The organism is Paenibacillus larvae subsp. larvae, assembly GCF_002003265.1.
Lineage (GTDB): Bacteria > Bacillota > Bacilli > Paenibacillales > NBRC-103111 > Paenibacillus_H > Paenibacillus_H larvae.
In genome coordinates, this window is the sequence record NZ_CP019687.1 from 552,635 (window position 1) to 575,098 (window position 22,464).

Consider the following 22,464-nt stretch of genomic DNA (forward strand, 5'->3'; position numbering starts at 1 on the left):
CTTTTACGGATACGCGAAACGGCATCAACCGGAAAGAGGGAGGAAGCCGTTTCTGCAGGAGAACAGGTTATGGTACAATAGCTTTGAGGTGAGACCATGTTTTTGAAACGGATTGAATTATCCGGCTTTAAATCATTTGCGGATAAGACGGAGCTGGAATTTGTGCAAGGTATTACTGCGGTTGTCGGCCCGAACGGGAGCGGCAAAAGCAACATCTCCGATGGAATCCGTTGGGTTCTTGGAGAAACCAGTGCTAAATCCCTGCGCGGAGGCAAAATGGAAGATGTCATTTTTGCCGGAAGTGATGCCCGTAAAGCGGTGAACTACGGGGAAGTATCACTGACACTGGACAACACCTCTCAGTCTCTGCCCCTGGATTTTAACGAGGTAACGGTAACCCGCCGTGTGCACCGCAGCGGAGACAGCGAATATTTTATCAACCGGCAGTCTTGCAGATTGAAAGACATTACGGAATTGTTTATGGATACTGGTATCGGAAAAGAAGCTTACTCCATTATTGGACAAGGCCGGATTGAAGAAATTCTCAGTACGAAATCTGAAGAGAGAAGAGGCATTTTTGAGGAAGCTTCCGGTATCGTAAAATATAAATCGAGAAAAAAAGAATCGGAAAAAAAACTGGAGGATACCGAGCAAAATCTGCTGCGTATTCACGATCTGGTTGTAGAGCTCGAAGATCAGGTAGGACCTTTAAAAGAGCAGGCAGAAAAGGCCCAGCAATACAAAGCTTTAAAAGAAGAACTGAAACATAATGAAATTGCCATGTATGTGAATCAGATCGAACAGGTACACAATTCTTGGAATGACGCAAACGAACGGCTCAATAAACTGAAAGAAGAACAAAATGAACTTGCGGAATTTGTGAATCGGCATGATGCCCATCTGGTGCAGCACCGCAATGAAACAAAACGCCTGGAAGAAGATCTGGAGCAGCTTCAACAAACTCTGCTTCAGGTGAGTGAGGAAGTGGAAAAATGCGAAGGACAGGGTGAGGTGCTGAAGGAGCGCAAGCGGAATTTCGTTACAAACCAGCAGCAGTTAACCCAGTCTGTCGAATACCAGGAAAAAAGACTCCAGGAAAAACAGGATGAGATTGCCGTTCACAAACAAAAGGCGGTCCAGATCAGCGCGCAGCTTTTTGAATTTCAGGCCAGGCTGGATGAGGAAGAACGCAGATTGCAAGGTGTTACCGGAGGGCTTAATTCTTCAGTTGAAGAACAGCTTAAATCTGAACTTCTGGATAAGCTGAATGAGATGGCCCAAACCCGTAACGAAATCCGCTATGCAGAACAGCAGCTTGGAGGTTTATCAAAGCGGGTCGAGAGACTGGATGAAGAACGCCGGAAATGGGGTTCACAGAAAGAAGCGGTTATCCGTCGGCAGCAAGATCTGAATGCGAAATTGGAGCAGGCAGTTAAAGAAGTGGAAGCATCCCGCAATGAATACGTGAATGTTGCGCATCAATTGAAAGAAAAACAACAGTTGTACCAAGACACCCAAGGTACCGTGCGTAAATGGGAACAGAAGCTGGATGCTCTTACTTCCCGGCGGGATACGCTTAAAGAGATGCAAAATGATTTTGAAGGCTTTATGTATGGGGTAAAGGAAGTGCTGAAAGCCAGACAATCCGAATCGCTCAAAGGAATCAGAGGAGCAGTAGCGGAACTTGTCAAAGTGCCAGAGGATATGGAAGTGGCAATCGAAACGGCACTAGGAGGTGCGCTGCAGTATGTCGTTGTCGAAACGGAAGCATACGGACGACAGGCGATCGCTTATCTCAAAAAGCGCCAGCTTGGACGGGCCACATTTCTTCCTATAGATGTCATCCGCGGGCGTTTTATTGGCGAACAGGAACGAAGATCGATTGAAGTGACAGCAGGCTTTGTAGGTATCGGAGTGGATCTGGTTGATTTTGATGATGAATACCGGCAGGTTTTTTCAAGTCTGCTCGGGAATGTTATTATTGCCGAGTCGCTTGAAGATGCCAATCGTATTGCGGCAAGAGCCCAGTACAGATACAGGGTCGTTACCCTCGACGGGGATGTGGTAAATCCGGGTGGTTCCATGACAGGAGGCAGCCAGCAGCAGAAGAAAACGAATTTGCTGAGCAGGCAGCGCCATATGGAGGAACTGGAAAACGAAATCCGTACTTACCGGGACAGGCTGGGACAGCTAAAGCATAAAGCAATAGAACTTCATAACCGCATGCAGCAAGATAACGAGAAACTGGAAAAACTGCGTGAGAAAAGTGAGCAGAAACGCATTGAAGAGCAGCAGATAAGAGCCGAACTCGCTCCCTTGGAAGCTGAGATGAGGCGGGTTGATGATCAGCTTAAGTTGGATGTACAGGACCGGGAATCGGTAGACACGGAAAAACACCAATGGGAAACAAGTATTAAAGCAGGCCGGGATAAGCTGGAGGAGCTTCAGCGCGAAGAGGCTGCTTTGCAGCAGGCGATACGTGATGCCGAACAATCGCGTAAAGAAAATGAATCCCAGAAGGAAGAACTGCAAACACAGCTGACCGAACTGAAGATTAAAGTAGCTTCAGCTTTGCAGGAGAAACAGTCTCTTCAAGACCAGCTTCGGCGTCTGCAGCAGGATTATCATGATCAAACAAGGGAACTGGAAGCGAACAGGGAACTTCTTGCCCAGCTTAAAGAAGACATGAAGTGGCACGATCAGGAAAGTGCCGAACAGGCCCGTCTATTGGAAGAACTCCGTGAGAAGAAAGAACTTTGCTGCAGGCAAATGGATACAAAACGGGCGGAAAGAGCAGAATGGGCCGCCAAGCTGGAGCAGGAAGAGAATCATACGCGGGAACAGCGCAACCAGCTAAAAGAAATAGAAGAGCGGATGCTGCAAACTGAAGTGAAAGTGAACCGGCTGGACGTTGAATTGGATAATCTGCTTAAAAAGCTGTCAGAAGAGTATGAGCTGACTTATGAAAGGGCCAGGGAGCTTTATGCAGTGTCTGAAAATTTTACGGCAACTCAGCATAAGGTGAAGGAATTAAAGCGGTCAATCCAGTTACTTGGGGAAGTAAATTTGGGTGCAATAGAGGAGTATGCAAGGGTATCTGACCGGTATAATTTCTTGTCCGAACAGCGTGATGATCTCGTAGAGGCTAAAACGGCACTTTATCAAGTGATCCATGAGATGAATCAGGAAATGTCCAAGCGTTTCAAAACGACGTTTGATGCCATACGTTCTCATTTTGTCGGTGTTTTTGCCAAACTGTTCGGAGGCGGGAGAGCCGACCTGATCCTCTCGGATCCTGATAATTTACTTCAAACAGGTATTGAGATTGTAGCCCAGCCTCCAGGGAAAAAACTGCAAAACCTTCAGCTTCTGTCTGGCGGTGAGCGGGCCTTGACCGCAATTGCTCTGCTATTTTCGATCATCAAAGTAAAGCCTGTTCCCTTTTGTGTTCTGGATGAAGTGGAAGCAGCACTGGATGAAGCGAATGTCTCCAGATTTGCCGAGTATTTGCGCGAGTTTTCCGAAACGACCCAATTTATTGTAGTTACCCACCGCAAAGGAACCATGGAAGAAGCGGATGTGCTTTATGGGGTTACTATGGAAGAAGGCGGTGTATCCAAGCTGGTTTCTGTCCGGCTGGAAGATGGGGAAGAGGAAGTTATTCCCGCATCATAACCAAAGAGAACTTGACTGTATGCAGGGCGGCTTATGACAGCTTATGACAGTAGTAAAGCAAGATTATGACGAAGGAGATCATCTATGAGCTTTTTTAAACGATTGAAAGAGAGTATTTCCAATAAAACAGAAGCGGTAACCAATAAGTTCAAAGAGGGGCTGTCCAAGACCCGTGACGTTTTTGTGGAACGCATTGAAGATTTATTCAGCACCCGAAAAAAAGTGGATGAGGGGTTTTATGAAGAACTGGAAGAAATATTGATCAGTGCCGATGTTGGAGTGAATACCGTCATGGAACTGATCGATGATTTGCGGGATGAGGTCCGCAAGCGCAAGATTGAGGACCCCGGTGTGCTTCAGCCGGTACTTTCCGAAAAATTAATCAATCTGCTTGAAACAGGCAAGGATGCCGAATTAAATTTGGCCGGGGAAGGACTCTCGGTTATCCTGTTCGTAGGAGTTAATGGTGTCGGCAAGACCACGACGATCGGAAAAATGGCCCACATGCTGAAATCCCAAGGAAAAAAAGTCATGCTGGCTGCAGGGGATACCTTTCGCGCGGGAGCGATTGAGCAGCTTGAGACATGGGGAGAGAGAGTCGGAGTTGAGGTTATTAAACAGCATTCCGGATCTGATCCGGCTGCGGTTATGTTTGACGCGCTCCAAGCGGCAAAACGCAGGGGGATGGATGTACTGCTTTGCGACACAGCCGGACGCCTTCAAAACAAGGTGAACCTGATGGAAGAGCTCAACAAAATTTATCGGGTAATCCGCCGCGAAATTCCGGAAGCTCCCCACGAAGTCTTATTGGTGCTTGACGCGACCACCGGACAAAATGCACTAACCCAGGCCAAATTGTTCGGAGACAAGACCGGGCTCACAGGTCTGGTGCTGACCAAGCTGGACGGTACTGCAAAAGGCGGGATTGTTGTTGCTATCCGTCAGGAGCTGGATATCCCTGTGAAGTTTGTAGGGCTGGGAGAAAAAATGGATGATCTCCAAAAATTTGATTCAGAGCAATTTGTTCATGCCCTATTCGGGAAATGGATTGCAGAGGAAGAGAAGAGGGTCTCCGATTCAGACAAGGCTTAAACGGAAAATTCACCTACCTTAAACCTTTTTCTGACTGACAAGGTTAAATACTTGACATGGGCTTGGATATTGAGTATGATGATCATGTTGCTATTTAAGTGTAAAGTGTTTATCCTTGACGGAGGCGATAAAAGTGACGGAAGATGAAGTGTTAGCAAAAACTAACCGGATCAATCTCTTGTTTGATTTTTATGAGCCTCTGCTTACCGAGAAGCAGCGAACTTTTCTTAAGCTGTATTTCCATGACGATTATTCTCTAGGGGAAATAGCCGAGAACTTTAACATAAGCAGACAAGCCGTCTATGAGCATATCAAGCGGGCGGAAGGCACTCTTCAGGACTACGAGAAGAAATTGAAGCTGCTCGCGCAATATCAAGCAAGAAGTATGCTCTTGCAGGAATTGATGAATGTAATGGAAACCGCACCGGCCGAACTCCGGCAGCGGGCAGATTCCATTATCAACCAATTTTATGCATTGGATGAAGATAACGAATAGATAAATCGATCGGGCAGGAGGTGAGATGGATGCCGTTTGAAGGATTGACAAACCGTTTGCAGAATGTATTCGGCAAGCTGAGATCCAAAGGGAAGCTAAGTGAGAATGACGTGAACGAGGCTTTGCGTGAGGTGCGCCTTGCTCTTTTGGAAGCAGACGTTAACTTTAAAGTAGTCAAACAGTTTATTTCTAAAGTGAAAGAGCGTGCGGTAGGTCAGGAAGTGATGAAGAGCTTCACCCCCGGCATGGTCGTCATTGATATTGTGAATAAAGAACTGACCGAACTAATGGGTGGCACACAAAGCAAACTGGCCAAGTCAAACCGCCCTCCTTCCATCGTCATGATGGTCGGTCTTCAAGGGGCCGGTAAAACGACAACTACCGGGAAACTTGCTAAACTTCTGACTAAACAGAACCATAAACCACTCCTCGTGGCCTGTGATATTTATCGTCCGGCTGCAATCAAACAACTGCAGGTGCTTGGGGAACAGCTTCAGGTTCCTGTGTTTTCCATGGGAGATCAGGTGAACCCGGTTGACATTGCCAAAGCAGGTATCCAGCATGCCAAGGATAATCACTATGATTATGTGATCATTGATACGGCAGGACGCCTTCATATTGACGAAAGTCTGATGGAGGAGCTTAAGCAGGTGCGTGAAGCAGTTGAGCCGGATGAGATTCTGCTCGTTGTGGACGCTATGACGGGGCAGGATGCGGTCAACGTGGCGGAAAGCTTTCATAAACAGATGGAATTAACCGGTGTGGTACTGACTAAACTCGATGGCGATACCCGTGGCGGTGCAGCGATTTCTGTAAAGGCCGTGACAGGCTGCCCTATCAAGTTTGCGGCTATGGGTGAGAAAATGGATGCGCTGGAACCGTTCCACCCAGAACGGATGGCATCCCGGATTCTTGGCATGGGGGATATGCTCACGCTAATCGAGAAAGCCCAGGCCGGAATTGACGCCGACAAAGCAAAAGAAATGGAACGTAAAATGCGTAACGCGGAATTTACGTTCGATGATTTCTTGGAGCAGATGGAGCAGGTCAAAAAACTGGGGCCTCTCGATCAAATTCTGGATATGCTTCCTGGAGCAGGAAAAATGAAGGGCATGAAAGACTTGAAAGTGGATGACAAGCAGATGAGCCGTGTTGAAGCTATTGTCAAATCCATGACTAAGGAAGAAAAACAGAAACCGGAATTATTAAATGCCAGCCGCAGGAAACGGATTGCGCTCGGCAGCGGTAATTCCATTCAGGATGTGAACCGGTTCATCAAGCAATTCGAGGATATGCGCAAAATGATGAAACAGTTCTCCGGCATGATGAATAACCCTAAGGGAATGAAAGGCCTGAAGTCCAAGCTCGGTAAAGGATTTAAGTTCCCATTTGGTTAACCGGATAAAGAGATTCTAATTTTGTGTAGGAGGTGATATTCATGGCAGTACGTATTCGCCTGAAACGTATGGGTGCTCATAAAGCTCCTTTCTACCGTGTGGTAGTATCCGATTCCCGTTCTCCACGTGACGGACGTTTCATCGAGGAAATCGGTTTTTATAATCCGGTAGCCCAACCGGCTGAAGTTAAAATCGACGAAGAAAAAGCGTTGAAGTGGCTTCAAAACGGGGCGCAAGCTTCCGATACCGTGCGCAACTTGTTCAGCAAAGCAGGTTTGATGCAAAAGTTTCACGAGCTAAAGCAGCAGAAGTAATTCTGTGATTTCGGAGGTCCTCATGGAAGAAGTTATTACTGTTATCGCGAAGGCATTGGTTGATCATCCGGAAGATGTCAAGGTCAATGTGGTGGAGAACGAGAACAGCGCTGTTTACGAACTTACCGTGCATCCCGACGATGTCGGCAAGGTAATTGGCAGACAGGGCCGGATCGCCAAAGCCCTTCGGACCGTAGTGACATCTGCAGCAGTGAAAGTGAACAAACGTGTGACTGTTGAAATCATTTCATAGGGGAAGGTTAGGAGATCCTAACCTTTTCTCCATATTATAAAGTGATGACTTTTGCAGGAAGGCCGTTAGTAAAAAACATACCTTTCTGCAGTTTGGGAGAAACGGTTGCCGCCTTTAAACGGGTCCGGCAAAACCGTTTTTTCTTGTATATACCAGAAGCCTAAAACATGTATAAAGGAAGAATAGAGTATCCATTTAAATCTGTTGGAGGGTTGACATTCAAAGATGAGTCCAAATTTGTATACAGTAGGGGCTATTGCCAATACACACGGATTGCGGGGAGAACTCAAAATTATTCCGCACACGGACTTTGCTGAAGAGCGGTTTGCTCCCGGCAGCAAGCTCATGGCTGTGGATTTAAAGGGGAAAGAAATGCCGGTAGAAATTGCTTCTGCCCGTTTACATAAAAACGCTTTTATTGTGAAGTTTAAACAGTTTCATCATATTAATGAGGTTGAACCGCTTAAAGGCGGATTGCTTAAAGTGGAAGAAAAATATCTACAGAAACTGGAGGAAGGGGAGTATTACTTCCATGAAATTTTAGGCTGTACGGCCTTTACCATGGATGGAGAAGAGCTGGGTACCATTAAAGACATTTTAACTCCCGGTGCCAATCACGTTTGGGTCGTATCCGGACCGAAATACAAACAGATCCTGCTTCCTTACATTGAGGATGTTGTTAAAGAAGTAGATGTAGATAACAAAATTGTCCGGGTTAAGCTTTTGGAAGGGCTGCTGGATTTATGAAGATTGATGTATTGACGCTTTTTCCAGCATTGTTTGAAGGGGTTTTTACCTCCAGCATTCTGGGGAAAGCCCAGGAAAAAGGTATTGTTTCGCTAAAATCCGTTAATTTCCGGGACTATGCCAATAACAAACATAATACGGTTGATGACTATCCTTATGGCGGGGGAGGGGGAATGGTTTTGAAACCGGAACCGATATTCTCCGCAGTGGAGGATCTTGTGCCTGAGGGACATGTCAAACGGCCCAGAGTGATTCTGATGTGTCCCCGAGGAGAGACATTCTCCCAGAAAAAAGCGGAGGAGCTTGCCGGGGAAGAGCACCTGATCTTTATCTGCGGTCATTACGAAGGCTATGATGAGCGAATAAGGGAACACCTTATTACCGACGAACTTTCCATCGGTGATTATGTCCTTACAGGAGGCGAACTTCCAGCCATGGTTATCATCGATAGTGTGGTAAGGCTACTCCCGGGTGTGCTCGGTAATGAGATGTCTGCAGTTACGGATTCTTTTAGCACCGGTTTACTTGAACACCCCCATTACACAAGGCCAGTGAATTTCCGCGGGTGGAAGGTGCCTGAATTACTCTTGTCCGGACATCATAAGAACATCGAAGGCTGGCGCCGGAGGCAGTCATTATACCGCACCTTGGAACGCCGCCCGGATCTTCTCGAGGGCCGCGAGCTTACTAAGGAAGAACAGCAATGGAAAACGGAATGGGAAGCATCCGGGGGATCAGACAAGCCGTAAAATTAAGTTGTCATATTGGACGCTTTATGCTAAAATAACTCATGTTGTGAATCCGGTGGTCCTCTACGCATGCAAACCTGTAGGATAGGGAATATCCCGGGAATGGCGGAATGAACACCCGTGTGGAAGGAGGTAATCTTAGATGAATCTTATTCAAGAACTGACTAAAGATCAACTGCGTACGGATATTCCTAACTTCCGCCCTGGAGATACTTTGAAAGTATACGTAAAAGTTATCGAGGGAAGCCGTGAGCGTATTCAGCTTTTTGAAGGTGTTTGCATTAAGCGCCGCGGTGGTGGAATCAGTGAAACCTTTACCGTTCGTAAAATTTCTTACGGCGTAGGCGTGGAAAGAACATTCCCGCTTCACACTCCGAAGATTGATAAGCTTGAAGTAGCTCGCCGTGGTAAAGTTCGCCGTGCGAAACTTTATTATCTGCGTGGTCTTCGCGGTAAAGCAGCAAGAATTCGTGAGATTCGATAAGAAAACCAGGGGGCTTGAGTCAATCAAGCCCCTTTTGTTTGTTTTAGTAGGACAAAACCTTTACAATAGGGATATATAAACCAAACTAACGAACGAAGGGAAGGCGAATGTGTGGAACAAAAAAAAGAGCAATCCCTGCCTGAAGTCCAGCGCAATACCGGTCCGGTTAAAAAGGAAGCCTGGGAATGGGCAAAGGCCATTTTAATCGCTGCGGTATTAGTGATTCTCATTCGCTGGCTGTTGTTCGCCCCTTTCATTGTTGACGGGCCCTCAATGGAACCTAATTTCTTTACGAATGAACGTTTGATCGTCAATAAACTGATCTACAAAGTACGCAAGCCGGAGCGGGGCGAAGTGATTGTCTTTCATGCGCCTGAAGGCAAGGACTTTATCAAAAGGGTCATTGCCCTGCCGGGGGAAACGGTTAAGGTAGAAGGGGATAAGGTGTACATAAACGGGGAAGTACTGAATGAACCGTATCTGAAGGAAGCTGTGGATGATGCCAAAAAGAAAGGTATTCCATACAATACGATTAATTTCCAGGATGCTAAAGTCCCCGAAGGTACCGTTTTTGTCATGGGCGATCACCGTTCCAACAGCAAGGATAGCCGTTCCAGCGAGGTAGGGGCTGTACCATATGATAAAATTGTTGGCCGGGCGGATGTAGTTTTCTGGCCGATTAAAAATTTCACTTTAGTAAATCATGGCGGATAAATGAGCTGCCAGAATGTGAAATTCGCTTAAAGAACCGAATTTCACCATACTTATTTGGTGCGGGGATCCACAAGGATCATGAGGTGAATGTATGACAATACAATGGTTTCCTGGTCATATGACCAGGGCGAGACGAGAAATTCAGGAAAAACTGAAACAGCTTGACGTAGTTATTGAACTGCTGGATGCACGCATTCCTTTATCCAGCCGTAATTCAATGATTGACGAAATTTTAAAAGACAAACCCAGACTGGTCGTACTGAATAAAAGTGATTTGGCTGACCCGGTTGTGACAGAAGCATGGGTTGCTTTCTTCGAAAAGGAAACGCTAAAAGCTCTGCCTATTGACGCGGCAAGCGGTTTTCAAGTAAAAGACATCATTCCCAGATGCAAAGAACTGGCCAGCCACAAGATCGAAGCCCAAATCCAAAAAGGGATAAAGCCACGGCCCGTCCGTGCTTTAATAGTAGGAATTCCGAATGTAGGAAAATCAACTTTAATCAATCAACTGGCAGGCAAAAAAATTGCCGCAACCGGGGACCGTCCCGGAATAACAAAAGGCCAGCAGTGGATTAAAGTCGGGAAGGAAATGGATCTGCTTGATACGCCCGGCATTCTCTGGCCAAAATTTGAAGATCAGCTTGTCGGCTTAAAATTGGCTGCTACCGGAGCCATTCGTGAAGAAATTCTTCATTTGGATGAGATCGCTTTTTACTTAACCAAGCAGCTTATTATTCATTATCCGCAGGCACTAAGAGAGCGTTACGGTTTAGCTGAGCTTCCCGGGGATCTGGAAGATAATCATGCCATAGTGGATGTAATGGAGACAGTGGGGCGAAAGCGTGGAGCGATCATGAGCGGGGGACGTGTCGATCTTGAAAAAGCTTCCTCAGTTTTACTGAGGGATACGCGTTCGGGTAAGCTTGGCCGGGTCAGTTTGGAACGGCCAAGCGATTATTATGATAATGTATAAAAGTCAGTCCGCTAAAGAGGTTTCAAACTGCCGGCAATATCTCTGAATCATGGTTACAGATAAAAGATATTAGCTTGAGAGCGTCAGCGTGCGTCTTTCATTCCGGGGAATAACGACAGAATCTATTCAAATTCCCTGGAATGAAACAGCGCCGAAAGCAAAATCTTTTTACCTTTTTATATCAGACATACTTTGTCGACACACCTAACCGCTTTAGCGGCTTTTTTTATAAGGACAAATAGCTAGATGCTGAACATAGCCTCCGTTATAATAGGAAGATGGAGGAGAGGTCATGAAAGAAAATAAAACGAGCAGTTCCGCAAAGCTTAAAAGAAAAGAAAAAAGAAAAAAGGCGGAAACTCCTGATTTATTGCAAAAGGAAAAAGAGCTGTGGGCAGCCGGGTACACTGCCATAGCCGGCATAGATGAAGTCGGTAGAGGCTGTCTGTTTGGAGATGTGGTGGCAGCGGCTGTCATTTTGCCTGCAGATTCATATATAGAGGAAATCAATGATTCCAAGAAATTAACAGAAAAAAAACGGGAAGCTCTCTTTGAAACGATTATGAATGAAGCAGTGGCAGTTGGTATAGGGAGAGTGGATGTGCAAACGATTGAAAGAATCAATATCAAACAGGCTGCAAGACTGGCTATGAAATTAGCAGTGGAAGAACTTGCTTTAGCCCCTGATTACCTGCTTATTGATGCGGAGAAAGTAGATCTTTCCTTCCCCCAGGAAGCTGTCATTCATGGAGATGAGTTGTCCCAATCTATTGCCGCGGCCTCCATCGTTGCAAAAGTAACGAGAGACCGGCTTTGCGCTGAATGGGACGGGCTATACCCCGGATACGGAATTGCCGGTCATAAAGGGTATGCTACAAAAGAGCATCGGGAGCAAATCCGCCTGCTTGGGCCAACCCCGCTTCACCGGTCTTTGTTTTTGCGCAATATTCTAATGGAGCAACAGACGTTATTTTAAGCTGGCTTATAACCGATAAAAAGGATACATAGGATCGGAAAGTAGGGTGAATGCATGAATATAAGCGGATTAGTAAGAGCTGCACTTGGCGATATGCGGGGCAGTGAAGCCAAAACAGTCGAACTGAAAACAGGCCAAGTCGTAAGGGGTGTTGTATTAGAACTGCTGGATGCTCAGGATGCAATATTGTCCATTAACGGAGTTCAGCTTAGAGCGAAACTGGAGACCCCCTTAACCCAAGGGGAGTCCACCCTGCTCCAGGTTCAGCCGGGAATGAAAGACGGGACCGTAGTCATGAAACCTATTACTGGACCTGTCCTGACTGCTTTGACAGATTCGATGTTCGGGGAACTGTTGAAACAGCTTGGTTTGAAAGATACGGAGGAAAACCGGGCGCTGCTGCTTGGTATGAAGCAGGCAGGGCTATCGTTTACACAGGAGAACGTATCCCGGTTCACAGACGTTCTTAAGGGAAAAGCAAGAAACATTCCTTTACAGGAATGGAGCCAGGCGGCCTCTATTGCAGTAAATAAGCAGCTGCCTTTGTCTGGAGAAACAGTCAAGCCGCTGCATCAGGTACTGTTTGGACAATCTATCCTTTCTCTCTTGCAGAAGCTGGAAACCGGATTGAGCGAATGGCTTGCCCGTTCCCCGCTGAATCCCCAACCGAATCAGTCTCCTGTATCCAATGGGGGGAGTTCTTCAGCACAAGTTCCGGTTGAAGGAAAGCCTTTGTTAAACAGCACTCAGAACGCAGCTGCGAATAAACAATCTCAAACTGAAATGAGCCAGCCTTCTTCAATATCGCCGGCGGCAGCTAACGGGGGGGATCGCCGGATAAAGCCACAGCCCTCCTTCAGCAAGTCCGCCAGGCCATAGCCGGGCTGCAGTCGTTTCAACCGGCTGCGTCTAAAGCTGCTCCCGCATTTACAGGGACAGCGCTGCAGGCCGGCGGTACAGCCCCAAGGGATGGGGCCGCTCCGCCGTCCTCTACCGTTCCTAACCCTGCGGGGGCGGCAGAGGCTCAGGCGCGTATTGATTCGCGCCCGACTCAAGCGGCAGGACCGGCAGAGCCGCCCGCCGCAGGCCACCGGCCCGGACCGGAATCCGCGGTCCGGCAAATGCCGCCGCAGGCCACCCAGGCCGCGGCTGAAACAATGCCCGCCGGCGCGGAGGAGGGCGAAGGCATCAAGCGCCTGCTTCAGGCGCTTGGTATCGATCATGAGCATCACCTTGGGAAGATGCTCATGGGCGTGCACGGGGAGACAGCCCCGCTCCCCGGAGGAGCGGAACATCAAGCTGCCCGCGCGACCGAGACGCTGAAAGGCTTGCTTTTGCAAGCTACAGCGACTGATGATTTGCCTCCTGTAGTCAAAGAGGCCGCTCAGCAAACTATCCAGCATATAACCGGCCAGCAGCTTTTGCTGACGGCAGACCGCCAATCACCGTTTACCCACTTGACCTTGTTCGTGCCCTTTCAGAATCAGGACGGGAGCCGGTCTGCGGCTGTACATGTACAAACCCGCAAAGGGGCCAAAGGGGAACTGGACATGGATAACTGCCGGCTTTTATTTGACCTTCAACTACATACACTGGGGGATACACTGGTTGATGTACAAATTGTCAACCGTATAGTGAGCCTGAATATTCGCAATGATTTTCCTGAGCTCGGCGCACTTTTGGACAGTCAAAAAGGCGAGATAGCAGAAGCACTGGATAAACTCGGATACCAGTTTATTTCTATGAAGTGTGATCCGTTTCCGGTTATGACCACTCAGAATGGGGCTCAATCAGAGACGGCAGCTGTACGTATGACGGAGTGGTATGAAGGCGGAGTACGCAAAGGAGTGGATTACCGCATATGACTAAAGCGGCTCATAACGGTCAGGAGGGAAGGCCGGGAAATTCATTGAAAAAAGCAGTTGCCTTAAAATATAATCCAGGCCAGGGCCAAGCTCCGGTTGTAATAGCTAAGGGGACGGGGAAGATTGCGGAGGATATATTAAGTAAGGCAGAAGAACACGGCATTCCTGTGCAGGAGGATCCCTCTCTCGTAGAAGTGCTGTCCAAACTTGATTTGGATCAGGAGATTCCTCCTGAACTTTATCAGCTTGTAGCCGAAATTTTGACCTTTATTTACCGGTCCGATAACCGGATGGGCGAGATCCGGAAGTCACAGCAAGTGGAGGACTAATTCATACAAATGAATTCTGACGAGTTCCAAAGAGAAACCAAGAAATTAGACGGCCGAAAAGCGTTAGGTAAAAGAGGAGAAGAGATAGCGGTCCGTTATCTTAAAGAAAAAGGCTTTCAGATATTGTCCCAAAACTGGAGATGCCGGACAGGTGAGGTTGATATTATTTTGCTTGAGGAACCAAGATGTCTGATTTTTACAGAAGTCCGCTCGCGAAGGGTGACGGGCAAGTTCGGTTCGGCAGCTGAATCCATAAACAGGAGAAAACAGCAGCAAATAAGACAAACTGCTCTTTATTATGTCTATGTTCATCCTCCATTTAACAGATATACCATCAGGTTTGATGTCGTAACTGTGGAGTTTTTTCCAGAAAAAGAAGACCCGGTGATTCATCATATCAAGGCCGCTTTTTAAGTAAGAGAAGTTTCTGATTAAAAGGAAAGTAAAGTTATGCTTAGACAAGCCCGGGGGGTTCCTTGTTAAAAGGACCCCGCGGGCTTTTTATAAAAAATCACATCTGTTTCTGATCGAGATTCCGGTATTGGACCGCTTCTGCCACATGCTCAGTCTGAATAGTCTCTGAACCTTCCAGGTCCGCAATGGTTCGGGAAATCCGAAGAATCCGGTCGTATGCTCTTGCACTAAGCCTAAGGGCAGCAAAGGCACGCTGCAGCAGTCCCAAAGCTCCCCCGCTTAATTCGCAGCAGGAACGAAGCTGTTTCCCTTGCAGCTCACTATTGAAAGTGATGGGGAAATGTGCATAGCGGCGTTTTTGGAGTTGAAGAGCAAATTCCACCTGTTCTCTCATCTGGGCAGAGGAAAGACTTTCCGTTTTGGAGGATAATAGTTGAAAATTGACACGCGGAACTTCCACATGCAAATCAATCCGGTCCATTAGCGGTCCGGACATCTTCGACCGGTAATGTTGAATTTTCAATGGAGTACAGGTACAGCCTTGTGTTTCATGCTCAGCGGAAAGATAACCACAGGGACAGGAGTTCCGTTAATAACCTTGATTCCATCAAAAGAAAACTCGGCGTGAACTGAGGCGTTATGAAACCTCTTAACACCATCCTCAAAGTGGGTATGGACAATAATTTTTTTAACTAGAGCTTTTACGATAGCCCTTTTTGTTTCAAAAGGAAGTTCTTCTTTTATCACTTCGCGAAGTCCGTCAAGAATTTGGAATACATCATCTGTCCGTTTTTCTTTTCTTGCGTTTCCCTCAATGAGGATATTCAATTCACGGAGTCTGTCTTCAAGTTCTTTTTTTTCATTTGTTATTTCTGTGAGTTGTATTTCAACATCATTTGATGATATCATTTTTTTTCTGTAAAGCTCTAAAATACTCTGTCTCTCGTCATCTTTATTCAAAAGTGACTTTTGTACTAACTCCTTTTCATCGATGTAAGCAGCTGTATGATCTAATACTTTTTCATCGACATTAACTAATTCCTTAACAGTGTCACCAGGATTGTTAATGAAATTAACACATTGTTCCCAGACCAAGTTTTCAACCCACGGTGCAGGTATGTTCCGAGATTTACACTTTCCCATCAATGGCCCCGCGTAAGCGGTTTTCCCATTACATACATAAAATGGGGAAGATCTATAAGCAGTACCGTGATAATTCAAACCGCAGCAACCACATTTTATTAGGCCCCTTAAGAGGTATTGCCTCTTAGTGTTTTTCACTGCTTCAATTTGATTTGCTTTAAGAATAATTTGAGCCTGGTGCCACATTTCCTCGCTGATGATAGCAGGTACTTTTCTTTCTATTAGTTCTCTATCCTTGTTCGATCTTTTGCCATATACATGTATACCTCGATAAGTGGAGTTTTTTATCATGTTGCCAACTCGAGCAGGCCTCCAAACCCCCGCAGTTTTTTCTTTCCTGCGTCCTCTTTTGATTGATCTATTATCTTTTACGTATGACGGAGGAATTCCCAAAGCATTTAAGTAATCAGCGATTTGTATTGTAGACATTTTTCCGTTTACACATAGATGGTACAAAAGTTCAATGACTGATGCTTCTGACATATCCTCTTTGCCTGGCAAGGGATCGCAATTGATCTCCAGAAACCCATCATGGTTTTTCTTATATCCATAAGGAACGATACCGCCTAGCCATTTTCCTTTCCTTGCTGCCCTATTAGCACCATGCCACATTGTTTCAAGCATTGTATCGCGGTCTAATTCAGCTTGGCCTGCTAAAACGGTAAGTATAAAACGCCCCGCGGGAGTGGAAGTATCAAACGGTTCAGTCATACTTTTAATTTTGGCCCCATGTTTTTCTAGTTCGTAAACAGCATCTAATGTCACCCTAGCAACTCTTCCGAGCCTTTTCATATTAAAGATGAGTATCTTTTTTGATTTCCCTTCTTGGGCATCCTTAATCAATTTTGCTCCTGCAGGTCGATCACGGAGAGGGATGGTGCCTGTTATTCCGTCATCAAGATACCATTCTCTAATAGTAAGTTTATTTAGTTCACAATACTTTGTGGCGTATTCAATTTGATTTTCGATGGTTTCTCTTTCTTGCTGATCCTCTGAAGATACCCTTGCATAAATGTCAACTTCCGGACCAAAGAAATCCTCAAGGGAATTAGAGAACATCTTACTTACCTCCCCTAGAAATCAGTGCATCAAGATATCCTTTAATCCTAGATATCTCTTCCTCAGTCAGTGGAATACCGTCAAATAATATCATGTTTTGATCTAGGAACTTTTTTAGGTCGTGTGCATCAGACACTGTAGAATTCGAATTGCCTAGGAGGTAATCAGTGCTTACATCTAATTCTTTTGCAATTGCTTGAAGGAATTCATGTTTTATCTCCACCCTGTTGTTTTCCATGTGTGCATAATTTGCTCTACCAGTACCAATTTTTTTGGCCATATCACTTTGGGTCAATTTCTTCTTAATCCGAAGATCCTTAATCCTATCTCCAACATTCATTCAGAACGCCTCCTTTTTTTTAAAAAAAGATATTTAAAATATATTGACGATATTACAAATATCGCTTATAATCAAACACATAGGAGGTGATAACTTGAAACGAAAATATCTTCGTGCTTGCAGGGAGTCGCTAGGGTTGCCTAGACCTGCGGCAGCGAATAAACTAGGCATCTCACAAATACACCTTAGAAAATTAGAAGATGGTTCCGTTAACCCAAGTGTTCTCGTTTTACAAAGATTTTGTGAACTTTATGGAAAGAACCCGCAAGAACTTTTTCCGGATATTTTTCGGTATACTACATCTCGACAAAGATAGTATACCTTGTCTATGTGATATTGTCAATATCACATTATATAGAATGATATTTTTTTTACCAAAAATGATATTGTGAATATCATTGTGTTATTTAAAAGCTCATTCGGAGGGAGTTAATGGGAATGGATCATACGATTGAATGCAAGAAAAGAGTACCCGAGGCACTTGTTAAGGCCATTGCCTCAGTTAAATTAGGCAAAACTCCTGGAACTATTAATGTTTCTACACCAAAAGGATTGGAGTTTGTCGCGACATACTCACCTGATCGGGGAAAAATGGTTGAGGCTTTGAAAATAGTGAGGGATAAGGCTTAGAAAGGAGCTCTGATATGTCAGAAATTAAAATTGGCATACACCCCGTACACCGAAGGCTGGCTGAACTTTGTATGAAACATAGCAATCTATTCGCTCTGTTCGAAAATCACTCTAAGTCGGAGTTTGGAGAGTTATGGCAATGTTTAAAACAAAACGCTGATCTGGTTTATAAGTTAGATGAACTCAAACAACTCACTTTTGTAGCCCATCTTGCGAATGATGAAGAGTGGAAGGAAGAACTGGACGAAAAGATCAAACAATTGGAAGCGTCATTTTCGAAATAACCAAAAAGGAGCTGAAGTCAATGAATATTAATCCAGGGGATACGGTGCGGCTGCTTAGCGGTGGAGGCACCTGGGACCCGAAAAAGGGAACGCATCTTATCGGATTTGAAAATGATCGTATATACAAGGTGGTTGGGCTTTGGAAGCGCCGTGGTACCACCTATATAACACTCCTTGATGAGTCCAAGTACGGTTTAGCTTTACCAAATCAAATAAGGAGCTGAAGGTGAATGAATCAAAAAAGCAAGCCAAATAGCAAGTTTAAAGTAGGCGATTTCGCAATGCTACAGGGAGGACAAAAAATTGTAGAAATAGTAAGCAAGACGTTTCCGGAAAAATATGGAAAGTGGAGATATGACATCTGCTACCTAGACATTGACAAGGTAAAAAATACGGTATCTGGCAATAGGAGAATACACTTGCGCGAAGAAGAACATCTCGAAACTGTGACGGATCCCCACCTGTTACTTCTAATAAAGAAATATGAGTTTGAAACCAAAATACAGCATATCAAAGCTGAGCTAAAACAATTAGAAACGGATGTAGACAAAATTGAATATGCCCTTGATATCATTACGCCAAAATCAGAGGAGGGAGCAAGAAAATGAATGAAATAGAATCTATAAAAAGACATCTCGAACAACTTAAGTCACAGCTTAATAAAATCAACAGTTATCACGGATGGCTCTATGTGTGGACTCAAGATGAAACGATGGTTTTTATGGATATCACCATAGACAGTGAGCTACGGGCGCTAATAAAAAGGAAACTCGAAGACAGCATAAAATTTTGCGAAGAACAGCTAAAGGAGAACGAAAATGAACCAAAAAGCTAAACCGAACCCGTGGGTATGGACAGAAAAAGCTGAGTCCAAGATGCCGGATAGAAAGGCAGGGGAAAAGGTACCTATAGGATTCCTGATTGAAGGGAATGAAGAATATTACCCACGCCCGGAATGGATACAAAAAGGCTACGTGAAAAGAAAGGAGTAGGCGAATGAATCAATTACAAGTGTTTAACTTCACCGGAAAAGACGTTCGCGTGATTATGAAAGACGGACAGCCGTGGTGGTTAGCGAAAGATATTTGTTCGGTTCTCGATCACTCAGATGTATCCATGGCAGTTAAGAGGTTGGATGAGGACGAAAAGCTGACCCAAACATTGTTTGTATCAGGTCAGAATCGGAATGTTTGGTTTGTAAATGAGCCCGGATTGTATTCTCTCATCTTAACCAGCCGTAAACCCGAAGCAAAACAGTTTAAGCGCTGGGTTACACACGAAGTTCTCCCGGCTATCCGCAAAACAGGAATGTATGCGACTGACGAGCTACTGGACAATCCTGACTTTCTCATACAAGCGGCGACAAAGCTAAAGGAAGAAAGAGAAGCTAGAAAGTTGCTGGAATCGCAAATTGAACAGGATAGACCAAAGGTAATCTTTGCTGAAGCGCTTGAGACTTCAAAAAGTTCCATCCTTATAGGTGAACTTGCAAAACTACTTAAGCAAAACGGCATCAATGTAGGGCAGAACAGACTCTTCAATTGGCTCCGCGCAGAGGGATACCTGGGAAGGAAAGGAGATTACCGAAATCTTCCGACGCAAAAATCAATGGAACTTGGATTGTTTGAAATCAAAACTAGGACTATTGCTAATCCAGACGGAAGTACGAGGATAACCAAAACTACAAAAGTTACGGGTAAGGGGCAAGTTTACTTTGTAAATAAATTCAAACAAGGAGAAACAGCATGAAAAAAATCGAAGGATATATCACTGCTAATAACCCATTAGAAGATGAAATGGACTTGTTTCGCGCAATCCTGGACGTATGCATTGATTTAAAAAAGAGTATTATTGGTCCCACTGAAGCAACAATTCGGATTTTAGAAATTAAAAATTATTTTCACGAAAAGAAGGCTACTGCTGCAACGAAAACCATCAAACCTACATTTTTGATTAAAGGGGACATTAGCCCTTCAGAGTTAATCAATCAAATAGAAAAAATGTGGGAATCCAATCAACCAAGAGAACGCGCGCAGTTAGAGAAAAAAGAACTTCAAGAAATATTTGAAGGTAATGAAAATGCCGTGAAAACAATGGAACAAGTATTCAAAGAACATGAATCAATAGAAACGGTAATCGTAGAACCCAATAGCTGGGCGGGGAAAGAATTGCTCTCACAAACAAAAAGGCTGATTGACCTGCAACGAGACGTTCATTCTCTGTCTACGTTAATCAACCATTTGAGTAAAAAAGTAGATGACTTGGGGAATCAAATCAATAAATCAACTCAGACATGGAAAGGAGAATATACACATGAATAAACACGGAAGAGAACTTGAACCCGTTTTACCAAACTCACAAGAAATAGAGGAAATGAATAAATATGAATTTCTTGATTGGGTAAATTGGGCATTTCAGATCTTGCCACAAAGAGAAATAGAAAGAGATCCGTCTTTCCACTTGAAAAAACGAATCTCCCAAATTCTTGATTGTGAATCAAAATCAGAAGTTGAAAAAGAAAAAGAAATATTTGATGAGATTAGAAGGTATTACAAAAGAATTAATCAGTAATATCGATTATTGAAACTAATTTTATCCTCTCGTTCTCGAGATCAATAAATGGCAAATGAAACTTACCATCTATTGTGTGAGCATTGAGTAAATAAGGGCGGAATGGAGTCGGTACCTCAGTTATTTTTGCTTCACTTAGTACTTTAACTATTGTTTCAAAGAACAAAGGTAAGTTATCAAGTTTGGTAAATGGATTACGGCCAAAATTACTTTTTGGTAACCCTTCGAGGGTTTTATCGAAAGTTTCTGAAATTTGTTTGAGTATAGTTGTTGGTTTGTTTCCATCGCGGGCATGGTAAGAGTCACATTCAATATCACCAAGATGATCAATGTACAGTTGTCGCACCTGTCTATTCTCCATTTCAACAAAATCGCCGTACCAATACGAATTATTGAGTTCAATCACGAGTTTCAAATTTCTTTGATACAAGGCGTATCCATTTGTTTTGGTAATAGACTTAACCAAAAAATCTAGAGCTTGTAATTGTTGGATTGTATACATGTTTATACTTTCCTTTCTACATAGAATGATAAGTCTCGACAACTTCCATTCTATCAGAAAGGAAAATATTTGAAAGGGGAATGGATATGACTCTATCAGAAACACTCTTCAAAGAGACAGGAAAGAAAACTGGTGTTGTGTATGCTACTGGTTTATTAAAGGGCCGGGAAGTACTCCGCATGGTAGCCGATTGCAGAGCGCAGGAAACAATTCGGACGACTGCCCAACGAATTTTAGATGATGCTAAGGTGGCAGTTGTTCGAATATCAGATGAATCTCTTGAACGTTTAGGGAACTATTATGTCATTTTCAATGTTTGGCTGAAACATCGAATAGGTTTTGAACAATTTGTAAATGAGGTTCAAACAGGGAAATGGAAAGCTCGACTGGATCAAGGAGGTGTAATATATGACCGGTCAAGGAATTTATGATCTTTACATGAGTGTCTATGAAAAATATCTGTTTTCAGAAGATCCTGCAGAAGTAGAAATGTTGCATGAAGAGCTACAAGAAATAAGACGGAAGTACGGGATTCCAGATGCTCAATAAAAAAGGACAATTGTTGATGGCACAACAATTGCCCTACTTGAAAAACTAACATTACGGTCATGATAGCACAATACATCAAAAATGATCAAGGAGGTACCCATGACTCTTCTCTACGACGGAAAAGAATACATTGTCGTCAAGGATTGGGAACCAGATGAAAAACTAGCTTATCGGGAGACAGGCCACAATCACATAGAAATCCTGAATATGTTTTGCGGTGTGGTTCATGTGGCAACCGTTCACCTCGGAATGCTTAAACTTGTTCTGGAGCATAGGGAATATCTGCAGGATGTAAATAAATCAGAGCAACAGCAATTATTGAACCATGAAATTATAAAAGCTATTGAGGAGGAAACGGCATGATTAATGCATTACAACTTCATGAAATTCAAGAGGTAGAAGAGTTAACGGAAGAATCAAGACAAAGGTTTGAGGTGAAGGATGTCCAGTCCTTATCTTGGGTGCTGCGCAAAATGGCGGCACTTCAGGCCAAGAAATTAGAAGTTAATGAGTTGATAGATGTTGAGATTGAACGCCTGCAGCATTTCAGAAATAAGGAATTAGAAAGCCTTCAAAACAATGAAGATTTTTTCCGCGGGTTGATAAGTGAATACGCAATCCGTAAAAGAGACGAGGATCCGAAGTTCAAGGAAAAGACTCCTTACGGTGCAATTAGCTTCCGGAAGAAGCAGCCTAAATGGCATTACAATGACGCGGCATTGATCAATCACCTCAAATCAAATGATTTAACTGAGTTTGTTAGGGTCAAGGAAGAGCCTGATAAGGTAGCAATCAAAAAGCAATTTAAGCTTAATAATGGACTTATTTATGATCCAGATGGTCAAGCGGTAGAAGGTATTACTGTGGAGCAACAGCCTGATGAGCTTGTCATCAAACTGGAGGTTTAA

General features: G+C 44.4%; 34 protein-coding genes. 30 read left to right on the plus strand and 4 right to left on the minus strand.

The annotated features are described in order from the left end of the window. Positions 1 to 96: 96 nt before the first annotated feature. The 16 genes from smc (at position 97) to BXP28_RS03090 (ending at position 14,478) form a co-directional block, all read left to right on the plus strand. Complete coding sequence (gene smc / locus BXP28_RS03015; RefSeq protein ID WP_023484350.1) at positions 97 to 3,675, plus strand: chromosome segregation protein SMC; 3,579 nt, start codon at positions 97 to 99, stop codon at positions 3,673 to 3,675. A gap of 84 nt (positions 3,676 to 3,759) precedes the next feature. Beyond that, positions 3,760 to 4,767, plus strand: a complete 1,008-nt coding sequence (ftsY, locus tag BXP28_RS03020) for a signal recognition particle-docking protein FtsY (protein WP_023484351.1) — start codon at positions 3,760 to 3,762, stop codon at positions 4,765 to 4,767. Between the two features lie 133 nt (positions 4,768 to 4,900). After that, positions 4,901 to 5,263, plus strand: coding sequence for a putative DNA-binding protein (locus BXP28_RS03025; RefSeq protein ID WP_077584879.1), 363 nt, complete (start codon positions 4,901 to 4,903; stop codon positions 5,261 to 5,263). A 29-nt stretch (positions 5,264 to 5,292) separates the two neighbouring features. Beyond that, positions 5,293 to 6,660 (plus strand): signal recognition particle protein, encoded by a 1,368-nt coding sequence (gene ffh, locus BXP28_RS03030; RefSeq protein ID WP_023484353.1) that lies wholly within the window; start codon positions 5,293 to 5,295, stop codon positions 6,658 to 6,660. A 41-nt stretch (positions 6,661 to 6,701) separates the two neighbouring features. Further along, the gene (gene rpsP / locus BXP28_RS03035) at positions 6,702 to 6,974 is read left to right on the plus strand and encodes a 30S ribosomal protein S16 (RefSeq protein WP_023484354.1); all 273 of its coding nucleotides are present in this window, start codon (positions 6,702 to 6,704) and stop codon (positions 6,972 to 6,974) included. Between the two features lie 22 nt (positions 6,975 to 6,996). Further along, on the plus strand, positions 6,997 to 7,227 hold the full coding sequence (locus tag BXP28_RS03040; protein WP_023484355.1) for a KH domain-containing protein: 231 nt from the start codon (positions 6,997 to 6,999) through the stop codon (positions 7,225 to 7,227). A 225-nt stretch (positions 7,228 to 7,452) separates the two neighbouring features. Next, positions 7,453 to 7,974, plus strand: coding sequence for a ribosome maturation factor RimM (gene rimM / locus BXP28_RS03045; protein WP_024094306.1), 522 nt, complete (start codon positions 7,453 to 7,455; stop codon positions 7,972 to 7,974). Next, on the plus strand, positions 7,971 to 8,723 hold the full coding sequence (gene trmD, locus BXP28_RS03050) for a tRNA (guanosine(37)-N1)-methyltransferase TrmD (protein WP_077584880.1): 753 nt from the start codon (positions 7,971 to 7,973) through the stop codon (positions 8,721 to 8,723). The genes rimM and trmD overlap by 4 nt, the downstream gene beginning before the upstream one ends. Before the next feature lie 142 nt (positions 8,724 to 8,865). Further along, positions 8,866 to 9,207, plus strand: a complete 342-nt coding sequence (rplS, locus tag BXP28_RS03055) for a 50S ribosomal protein L19 (protein WP_023484358.1) — start codon at positions 8,866 to 8,868, stop codon at positions 9,205 to 9,207. A gap of 111 nt (positions 9,208 to 9,318) precedes the next feature. Continuing rightward, entirely contained in the window at positions 9,319 to 9,921 is a 603-nt protein-coding gene (gene lepB / locus BXP28_RS03060) for a signal peptidase I (RefSeq protein WP_023484359.1), read from the plus strand. A 91-nt stretch (positions 9,922 to 10,012) separates the two neighbouring features. Continuing rightward, complete coding sequence (gene ylqF, locus BXP28_RS03065) at positions 10,013 to 10,894, plus strand: ribosome biogenesis GTPase YlqF (RefSeq protein WP_036658681.1); 882 nt, start codon at positions 10,013 to 10,015, stop codon at positions 10,892 to 10,894. 292 nt (positions 10,895 to 11,186) lie between these two features. Next, entirely contained in the window at positions 11,187 to 11,870 is a 684-nt protein-coding gene (gene rnhB / locus BXP28_RS03070; RefSeq protein WP_023484361.1) for a ribonuclease HII, read from the plus strand. 54 nt (positions 11,871 to 11,924) lie between these two features. Beyond that, positions 11,925 to 12,749 carry a TP0910 N-terminal domain-containing protein gene (locus tag BXP28_RS03075; protein ID WP_077584881.1) on the plus strand — a complete coding sequence of 275 codons (825 nt, stop codon included), beginning with the start codon at positions 11,925 to 11,927 and terminating at the stop codon, positions 12,747 to 12,749. 242 nt (positions 12,750 to 12,991) lie between these two features. Next, a complete protein-coding gene (locus tag BXP28_RS03080) occupies positions 12,992 to 13,735 on the plus strand; it encodes a hypothetical protein (RefSeq protein WP_077584882.1) in 744 nt (247 codons plus the stop codon). After that, positions 13,732 to 14,064: an EscU/YscU/HrcU family type III secretion system export apparatus switch protein gene (locus BXP28_RS03085; protein WP_023484363.1), complete on the plus strand. Its 333-nt coding sequence runs from the start codon at positions 13,732 to 13,734 to the stop codon at positions 14,062 to 14,064. Before BXP28_RS03080 ends, BXP28_RS03085 begins: the two co-directional genes overlap by 4 nt. A 9-nt stretch (positions 14,065 to 14,073) precedes the next feature. After that, positions 14,074 to 14,478 (plus strand): YraN family protein, encoded by a 405-nt coding sequence (locus tag BXP28_RS03090; RefSeq protein ID WP_023484364.1) that lies wholly within the window; start codon positions 14,074 to 14,076, stop codon positions 14,476 to 14,478. Between the two features lie 97 nt (positions 14,479 to 14,575). On the opposite strand, the gene BXP28_RS23795 is transcribed toward BXP28_RS03090, so the two are convergent. Genes BXP28_RS23795 through BXP28_RS03105 form a run of 3 tightly spaced genes read right to left on the minus strand, consistent with a single transcriptional unit; the run spans position 14,576 to position 17,020 of the window. After that, positions 14,576 to 14,974 carry a magnesium chelatase subunit ChlI family protein gene (locus BXP28_RS23795; protein WP_023484365.1) on the minus strand — a complete coding sequence of 133 codons (399 nt, stop codon included), beginning with the start codon at positions 14,972 to 14,974 and terminating at the stop codon, positions 14,576 to 14,578. A 23-nt stretch (positions 14,975 to 14,997) separates the two neighbouring features. Continuing rightward, on the minus strand, positions 14,998 to 16,680 hold the full coding sequence (locus BXP28_RS03100; protein ID WP_023484366.1) for a recombinase family protein: 1,683 nt from the start codon (positions 16,678 to 16,680) through the stop codon (positions 14,998 to 15,000). A gap of 1 nt (position 16,681) precedes the next feature. Beyond that, a complete protein-coding gene (locus tag BXP28_RS03105) occupies positions 16,682 to 17,020 on the minus strand; it encodes a helix-turn-helix domain-containing protein (RefSeq protein ID WP_036658676.1) in 339 nt (112 codons plus the stop codon). 136 nt (positions 17,021 to 17,156) lie between these two features. Here BXP28_RS03105 and BXP28_RS03110 point away from each other — a divergent pair, with 136 nt between their 5' ends. From BXP28_RS03110 to BXP28_RS03150, 10 genes are all read left to right on the plus strand, one after another. Continuing rightward, the gene (locus tag BXP28_RS03110; RefSeq protein WP_235430683.1) at positions 17,157 to 17,336 is read left to right on the plus strand and encodes a helix-turn-helix domain-containing protein; all 180 of its coding nucleotides are present in this window, start codon (positions 17,157 to 17,159) and stop codon (positions 17,334 to 17,336) included. Between the two features lie 122 nt (positions 17,337 to 17,458). Then, positions 17,459 to 17,650, plus strand: coding sequence for a hypothetical protein (locus BXP28_RS03115; RefSeq protein WP_144029586.1), 192 nt, complete (start codon positions 17,459 to 17,461; stop codon positions 17,648 to 17,650). 14 nt (positions 17,651 to 17,664) lie between these two features. Beyond that, positions 17,665 to 17,934, plus strand: coding sequence for a DUF7667 family protein (locus BXP28_RS03120; protein ID WP_036658672.1), 270 nt, complete (start codon positions 17,665 to 17,667; stop codon positions 17,932 to 17,934). Between the two features lie 20 nt (positions 17,935 to 17,954). Next, entirely contained in the window at positions 17,955 to 18,158 is a 204-nt protein-coding gene (locus BXP28_RS03125; protein ID WP_036658670.1) for a hypothetical protein, read from the plus strand. 6 nt (positions 18,159 to 18,164) lie between these two features. Continuing rightward, positions 18,165 to 18,542, plus strand: a complete 378-nt coding sequence (locus tag BXP28_RS03130) for a hypothetical protein (protein WP_036658668.1) — start codon at positions 18,165 to 18,167, stop codon at positions 18,540 to 18,542. Continuing rightward, a complete protein-coding gene (locus BXP28_RS03135; protein ID WP_036658666.1) occupies positions 18,539 to 18,769 on the plus strand; it encodes a hypothetical protein in 231 nt (76 codons plus the stop codon). The genes BXP28_RS03130 and BXP28_RS03135 overlap by 4 nt, the downstream gene beginning before the upstream one ends. Next, on the plus strand, positions 18,753 to 18,926 hold the full coding sequence (locus tag BXP28_RS22425) for a hypothetical protein (RefSeq protein ID WP_155116304.1): 174 nt from the start codon (positions 18,753 to 18,755) through the stop codon (positions 18,924 to 18,926). Before BXP28_RS03135 ends, BXP28_RS22425 begins: the two co-directional genes overlap by 17 nt. 4 nt (positions 18,927 to 18,930) lie before the next feature. After that, a complete protein-coding gene (locus tag BXP28_RS03140; protein WP_023483806.1) occupies positions 18,931 to 19,683 on the plus strand; it encodes a phage antirepressor KilAC domain-containing protein in 753 nt (250 codons plus the stop codon). After that, on the plus strand, positions 19,680 to 20,255 hold the full coding sequence (locus BXP28_RS03145) for a hypothetical protein (RefSeq protein ID WP_036658665.1): 576 nt from the start codon (positions 19,680 to 19,682) through the stop codon (positions 20,253 to 20,255). Before BXP28_RS03140 ends, BXP28_RS03145 begins: the two co-directional genes overlap by 4 nt. Then, a complete protein-coding gene (locus BXP28_RS03150; RefSeq protein ID WP_036658663.1) occupies positions 20,248 to 20,505 on the plus strand; it encodes a hypothetical protein in 258 nt (85 codons plus the stop codon). Before BXP28_RS03145 ends, BXP28_RS03150 begins: the two co-directional genes overlap by 8 nt. Here BXP28_RS03150 and BXP28_RS03155 read toward each other — a convergent pair. Further along, on the minus strand, positions 20,495 to 21,007 hold the full coding sequence (locus BXP28_RS03155) for a hypothetical protein (protein WP_036658661.1): 513 nt from the start codon (positions 21,005 to 21,007) through the stop codon (positions 20,495 to 20,497). The genes BXP28_RS03150 and BXP28_RS03155 overlap by 11 nt on opposite strands. Positions 21,008 to 21,093: 86 nt before the next feature. Here BXP28_RS03155 and BXP28_RS03160 point away from each other — a divergent pair, with 86 nt between their 5' ends. The 4 genes from BXP28_RS03160 (at position 21,094) to BXP28_RS03170 (ending at position 22,464) form a co-directional block, all read left to right on the plus strand. After that, on the plus strand, positions 21,094 to 21,438 hold the full coding sequence (locus BXP28_RS03160; protein WP_036658659.1) for a hypothetical protein: 345 nt from the start codon (positions 21,094 to 21,096) through the stop codon (positions 21,436 to 21,438). Next, the gene (locus tag BXP28_RS22430; RefSeq protein ID WP_155116354.1) at positions 21,416 to 21,556 is read left to right on the plus strand and encodes a hypothetical protein; all 141 of its coding nucleotides are present in this window, start codon (positions 21,416 to 21,418) and stop codon (positions 21,554 to 21,556) included. Before BXP28_RS03160 ends, BXP28_RS22430 begins: the two co-directional genes overlap by 23 nt. Before the next feature lie 99 nt (positions 21,557 to 21,655). Next, positions 21,656 to 21,919 carry a hypothetical protein gene (locus BXP28_RS03165; protein WP_036658656.1) on the plus strand — a complete coding sequence of 88 codons (264 nt, stop codon included), beginning with the start codon at positions 21,656 to 21,658 and terminating at the stop codon, positions 21,917 to 21,919. Next, entirely contained in the window at positions 21,916 to 22,464 is a 549-nt protein-coding gene (locus tag BXP28_RS03170; RefSeq protein WP_023485214.1) for a host-nuclease inhibitor Gam family protein, read from the plus strand. The genes BXP28_RS03165 and BXP28_RS03170 overlap by 4 nt, the downstream gene beginning before the upstream one ends.

What these genes read in the sequence shown, in the direction of transcription:
- BXP28_RS22430 (WP_155116354.1), top strand. Translation starts at nt 21,416, where the DNA reads ATGACCGGTCAAGGAATTTATGATCTTTACATGAGTGTCTATGAAAAA.
- BXP28_RS03145 (WP_036658665.1), top strand. Translation starts at nt 19,680, where the DNA reads ATGAAAAAAATCGAAGGATATATCACTGCTAATAACCCATTAGAAGAT.
- rimM (WP_024094306.1), top strand. Translation starts at nt 7,453, where the DNA reads ATGAGTCCAAATTTGTATACAGTAGGGGCTATTGCCAATACACACGGA.
- BXP28_RS03135 (WP_036658666.1), top strand. Translation starts at nt 18,539, where the DNA reads ATGAATGAAATAGAATCTATAAAAAGACATCTCGAACAACTTAAGTCA.
- BXP28_RS03150 (WP_036658663.1), top strand. Translation starts at nt 20,248, where the DNA reads ATGAATAAACACGGAAGAGAACTTGAACCCGTTTTACCAAACTCACAA.
- ftsY (WP_023484351.1), top strand. Translation starts at nt 3,760, where the DNA reads ATGAGCTTTTTTAAACGATTGAAAGAGAGTATTTCCAATAAAACAGAA.
- BXP28_RS03105 (WP_036658676.1), bottom strand. Translation starts at nt 17,020, where the DNA reads ATGAATGTTGGAGATAGGATTAAGGATCTTCGGATTAAGAAGAAATTG.
- rnhB (WP_023484361.1), top strand. Translation starts at nt 11,187, where the DNA reads ATGAAAGAAAATAAAACGAGCAGTTCCGCAAAGCTTAAAAGAAAAGAA.
- rpsP (WP_023484354.1), top strand. Translation starts at nt 6,702, where the DNA reads ATGGCAGTACGTATTCGCCTGAAACGTATGGGTGCTCATAAAGCTCCT.
- BXP28_RS22425 (WP_155116304.1), top strand. Translation starts at nt 18,753, where the DNA reads ATGAACCAAAAAGCTAAACCGAACCCGTGGGTATGGACAGAAAAAGCT.
- ylqF (WP_036658681.1), top strand. Translation starts at nt 10,013, where the DNA reads ATGACAATACAATGGTTTCCTGGTCATATGACCAGGGCGAGACGAGAA.
- BXP28_RS03125 (WP_036658670.1), top strand. Translation starts at nt 17,955, where the DNA reads ATGAATATTAATCCAGGGGATACGGTGCGGCTGCTTAGCGGTGGAGGC.
- BXP28_RS03040 (WP_023484355.1), top strand. Translation starts at nt 6,997, where the DNA reads ATGGAAGAAGTTATTACTGTTATCGCGAAGGCATTGGTTGATCATCCG.
- smc (WP_023484350.1), top strand. Translation starts at nt 97, where the DNA reads ATGTTTTTGAAACGGATTGAATTATCCGGCTTTAAATCATTTGCGGAT.
- BXP28_RS23795 (WP_023484365.1), bottom strand. Translation starts at nt 14,974, where the DNA reads ATGTCCGGACCGCTAATGGACCGGATTGATTTGCATGTGGAAGTTCCG.
- rplS (WP_023484358.1), top strand. Translation starts at nt 8,866, where the DNA reads ATGAATCTTATTCAAGAACTGACTAAAGATCAACTGCGTACGGATATT.
- BXP28_RS03165 (WP_036658656.1), top strand. Translation starts at nt 21,656, where the DNA reads ATGACTCTTCTCTACGACGGAAAAGAATACATTGTCGTCAAGGATTGG.
- BXP28_RS03130 (WP_036658668.1), top strand. Translation starts at nt 18,165, where the DNA reads ATGAATCAAAAAAGCAAGCCAAATAGCAAGTTTAAAGTAGGCGATTTC.
- BXP28_RS03140 (WP_023483806.1), top strand. Translation starts at nt 18,931, where the DNA reads ATGAATCAATTACAAGTGTTTAACTTCACCGGAAAAGACGTTCGCGTG.
- trmD (WP_077584880.1), top strand. Translation starts at nt 7,971, where the DNA reads ATGAAGATTGATGTATTGACGCTTTTTCCAGCATTGTTTGAAGGGGTT.
- BXP28_RS03090 (WP_023484364.1), top strand. Translation starts at nt 14,074, where the DNA reads ATGAATTCTGACGAGTTCCAAAGAGAAACCAAGAAATTAGACGGCCGA.
- BXP28_RS03085 (WP_023484363.1), top strand. Translation starts at nt 13,732, where the DNA reads ATGACTAAAGCGGCTCATAACGGTCAGGAGGGAAGGCCGGGAAATTCA.
- BXP28_RS03155 (WP_036658661.1), bottom strand. Translation starts at nt 21,007, where the DNA reads ATGTATACAATCCAACAATTACAAGCTCTAGATTTTTTGGTTAAGTCT.
- BXP28_RS03160 (WP_036658659.1), top strand. Translation starts at nt 21,094, where the DNA reads ATGACTCTATCAGAAACACTCTTCAAAGAGACAGGAAAGAAAACTGGT.
- ffh (WP_023484353.1), top strand. Translation starts at nt 5,293, where the DNA reads ATGCCGTTTGAAGGATTGACAAACCGTTTGCAGAATGTATTCGGCAAG.
- BXP28_RS03080 (WP_077584882.1), top strand. Translation starts at nt 12,992, where the DNA reads ATGCCGCCGCAGGCCACCCAGGCCGCGGCTGAAACAATGCCCGCCGGC.
- BXP28_RS03120 (WP_036658672.1), top strand. Translation starts at nt 17,665, where the DNA reads ATGTCAGAAATTAAAATTGGCATACACCCCGTACACCGAAGGCTGGCT.
- BXP28_RS03115 (WP_144029586.1), top strand. Translation starts at nt 17,459, where the DNA reads ATGGATCATACGATTGAATGCAAGAAAAGAGTACCCGAGGCACTTGTT.
- BXP28_RS03100 (WP_023484366.1), bottom strand. Translation starts at nt 16,680, where the DNA reads ATGTTCTCTAATTCCCTTGAGGATTTCTTTGGTCCGGAAGTTGACATT.
- BXP28_RS03075 (WP_077584881.1), top strand. Translation starts at nt 11,925, where the DNA reads ATGAATATAAGCGGATTAGTAAGAGCTGCACTTGGCGATATGCGGGGC.
- BXP28_RS03170 (WP_023485214.1), top strand. Translation starts at nt 21,916, where the DNA reads ATGATTAATGCATTACAACTTCATGAAATTCAAGAGGTAGAAGAGTTA.